This window comes from Mesorhizobium sp. M1A.F.Ca.IN.020.06.1.1, from assembly GCF_004023265.1.
In the GTDB taxonomy this organism is placed as follows: Bacteria; Pseudomonadota; Alphaproteobacteria; order Rhizobiales; family Rhizobiaceae; genus Mesorhizobium.
The window spans coordinates 1-2,607 of the sequence record NZ_RZSR01000859.1; the positions used below are offsets into that span (position 1 = coordinate 1).

Annotated in this window: 4 protein-coding genes; 1 reads left to right on the plus strand and 3 read right to left on the minus strand. The window is 61.2% G+C overall.

Going from position 1 to position 2,607, the window contains the following annotated elements; all coding sequences use genetic code 11:
- The first annotated feature begins 65 nt into the window (after window positions 1-65).
- Window positions 66-887 carry a DUF2189 domain-containing protein gene (locus EOA60_RS28110; protein WP_095825706.1) on the plus strand — a complete coding sequence of 274 codons (822 nt, stop codon included), beginning with the start codon at window positions 66-68 and terminating at the stop codon, window positions 885-887.
- A gap of 37 nt (window positions 888-924) precedes the next feature.
- Here the strand turns inward: EOA60_RS28110 and EOA60_RS28115 are convergent, their stop codons facing one another.
- The 3 genes from EOA60_RS28115 to EOA60_RS28125 all read right to left on the minus strand — a co-directional run bounded on the left by EOA60_RS28115 (window position 925) and on the right by EOA60_RS28125 (window position 2,588).
- Window positions 925-1,398 (minus strand): aminoacyl-tRNA deacylase, encoded by a 474-nt coding sequence (locus EOA60_RS28115; RefSeq protein WP_095825600.1) that lies wholly within the window; start codon window positions 1,396-1,398, stop codon window positions 925-927.
- 111 nt (window positions 1,399-1,509) lie between these two features.
- Entirely contained in the window at window positions 1,510-1,902 is a 393-nt protein-coding gene (locus EOA60_RS28120; protein WP_082980618.1) for a cytochrome C oxidase subunit IV family protein, read from the minus strand.
- Between the two features lie 26 nt (window positions 1,903-1,928).
- Entirely contained in the window at window positions 1,929-2,588 is a 660-nt protein-coding gene (locus EOA60_RS28125) for a heme-copper oxidase subunit III family protein (protein WP_245502629.1), read from the minus strand.
- Window positions 2,589-2,607: the final 19 nt, after the last annotated feature.

The window sequence follows — 2,607 nt, forward strand, 5'->3', positions numbered from 1 at the left end:
CAACATGCAGAGCGGTAGCACCGCGAATCCGCGACCTTGCCGGACCCTGGTCTGGAGGAATGGTCATGGCAAGCTTTCACGTCATTGCAGGCGCTAGCGAAACGCTCGAGCATACCAGAGTGAGAAAGATCGGCATTTCCGATCTTTTCGACGCGCTCAGGCGCGGTGTCGACGATTTCATGGTGAAACCCTCGCACATCGTGTTTCTGTGCATGATCTATCCGCTCGTCGGTGTGGTGCTTGCTACCTGGACATCGGGAGCGAACGCGCTGCCACTGCTGTTTCCGCTGGTGTCCGGTTTTGCGCTGATCGGCCCATTCGCGGCGATCGGTCTTTACGAGATCAGCCGCAGACGGGAAGCCGGGCTCGATGCCTCGTGGCGCCATGCCTTCGAGGTCAGGAACTCCCCGGCGCTGCCGGCCATCGCCGCGGTCGGGATCATGCTGTTCGCGATCTTCATAGCGTGGCTTTTGACCGCCAAAATCTTCTACGAGCAGCTGTTCGGTCCCGCGCCCCCGGCATCGCTGTCCAGCTTCATCGCTGAGATATTCGCCACCGGGCGCGGTTGGACCCTGATCGTGCTGGGTCACGCCATCGGATTCGTCTTCGCCGTGGTCGTGTTGTGCACCACCGTGGTGGCTTTTCCGCTGCTGCTTGATCGCGATGTCGGCGCCTACGAAGCCATTCACACTTCGGTACGCGTAGTGCTGGCGAACCCCATCGTAATGGCCGTCTGGGGACTGATCGTCGCCGTTGGGCTGATCGTCGGTTCGCTGCCGGTGTTCGCGGGGCTGGCGGTTGTGCTGCCAGTCCTCGGCCATGCCACCTGGCACGTGTATCGTAAGGTCGTGGAAGCGCCGGCCGCCGCCCCAAGACCGGCGAACTAGCAAACCCTGTCGAGCACGGGCTGGAGTGCCGGTGCTCTCACAGGGCCGGGTGGCTGAAGCGTGCCCGACGCGCGCCTGTGGTCAGGTCGCGGAAATCCTTGCCGCTGATATGCACAAGGGTCTTGTGGTCGCCGCCCTCGAAGTAGATATCGGCGGCGTCGCCGAGGCTTTCGTCCAAAATGACCGGCACGTCATAGGCCGCGCCGATCGGCGGTACGGCGCCGATATCGCAATCGTCGAAGAGCGAGACCACCTCGTCCTCGGAAGCGAGCCCGAGGCGCTTGTCCATGACGTCCTGGAGCTTGGCGAGTTCGATCCTGTGGGTGCTTGGGACCACGGCCAGCGCATAGCCGAGCTCGTGGTGAACGACCACGGACTTGGCCATCATGCTGCCGGGCACGTGGGCGGCAATGGCGGCCTGCCTGCTGGTTGCAGTCCGATGATGCGCGACGGTGTCGTACGGGATTCCCTTGCCGTCTATGAAATTCCTCAGTCTGTTCGCTATCGTCATTTTCCGCGTCCTTTGCTTGAGTTCACGACGCATATCAAAACCAAACCGCCGGTTGTTTCGAGGCACCGGCCATTTCGGGCTGATTAGGCTGCGGTTTATCCGAACCGCGCGTCAGGGGCCGGGCCCGAAAAACGCGATGCGGGTCAGCAGCGTATAGTCGGCCTCGAAGACCATCATCGCCACGAAGACCAGCACCAATATCGGCGGCAGGATGATCGCATACATCATCGCCAACCGTTCCCAGGCCATGTGCATGAAGACGGCCACGATCAGTCCTGCCTTGAGCATCATGAAAATCAGGATCAGCGACCATCTGAGATAGCCGTGCAGGCCGAAATAGTCGACCATATAGGAGCAGGCGCTGAGTATGAACAGCCACACCCAGACCACCAGATAGAGCTTGATCGGGTGTTCCTGATGCGTGTCCGATTTGCCGGCGGTCGCTGCATCGTGGGTGGAGTGCAGCGCCTGTTGTCCGAGACCGTTTGCGGTTGCTTCAGCCATTTCGTCCTCTCAGCAAAGCCTGCCTCTCACCAAAGATAGAAGAAGGCGAAGATGAACACCCAGACCAGATCGACGAAGTGCCAGTAGAGTCCCATGATCTCGACATTCTCGTAGTGGCCCCGGCGACTGGTGAAAAACCCTGGACGCCCGATGTCGTAATCGCCGCGCCAGACTTTTCGCGCCACGATGATCAGGAAGATGACCCCGATCGTGACGTGCGTGCCGTGGAAGCCGGTGATCATGAAAAAGCATGAGCCGAATTGCGCGGCTCCCCAGGGATTGCCCCAGGGCCGCACTCCTTCGGTGATGAGCTTGGTCCATTCGAAGGCTTGCATGCCGACGAAGGTTGCGCCGAGCGCGGCGGTCAAAAGCATCAGGATCGCGGTTTTGCGGCGATCGCGGCGGTAGCCGAAATTGACCGCCATGGCCATGGTGCCGCTGCTGGAGATCAGCACGAAGGTCATGATGGCGATCAGGATCAGCGGGACCTCCGACCCGCCGATGTGCAGCGCGAAGACCTTGCTTGGGTTGGGCCACGGCACGCGCGTCGACATGCGGGCGGTCATGTAGGAGAGCAGGAAGCAGCCGAAGATGAAGGTGTCGCTGAGCAGGAAGATCCACATCATGGCCTTGCCCCAGGACACGTTCTTGAACGCGCGCTGATCCGAGGCCCAGTCGGTGGCAATCCCGCGCCAGCCCTGGGGG

Excerpts from the sequence above, each read along its gene's own strand:
- EOA60_RS28115 (WP_095825600.1), bottom strand. The coding sequence starts at position 1,398 with ATGACGATAGCGAACAGACTGAGGAATTTCATAGACGGCAAGGGAATC.
- EOA60_RS28110 (WP_095825706.1), top strand. The coding sequence starts at position 66 with ATGGCAAGCTTTCACGTCATTGCAGGCGCTAGCGAAACGCTCGAGCAT.
- EOA60_RS28120 (WP_082980618.1), bottom strand. The coding sequence starts at position 1,902 with ATGGCTGAAGCAACCGCAAACGGTCTCGGACAACAGGCGCTGCACTCC.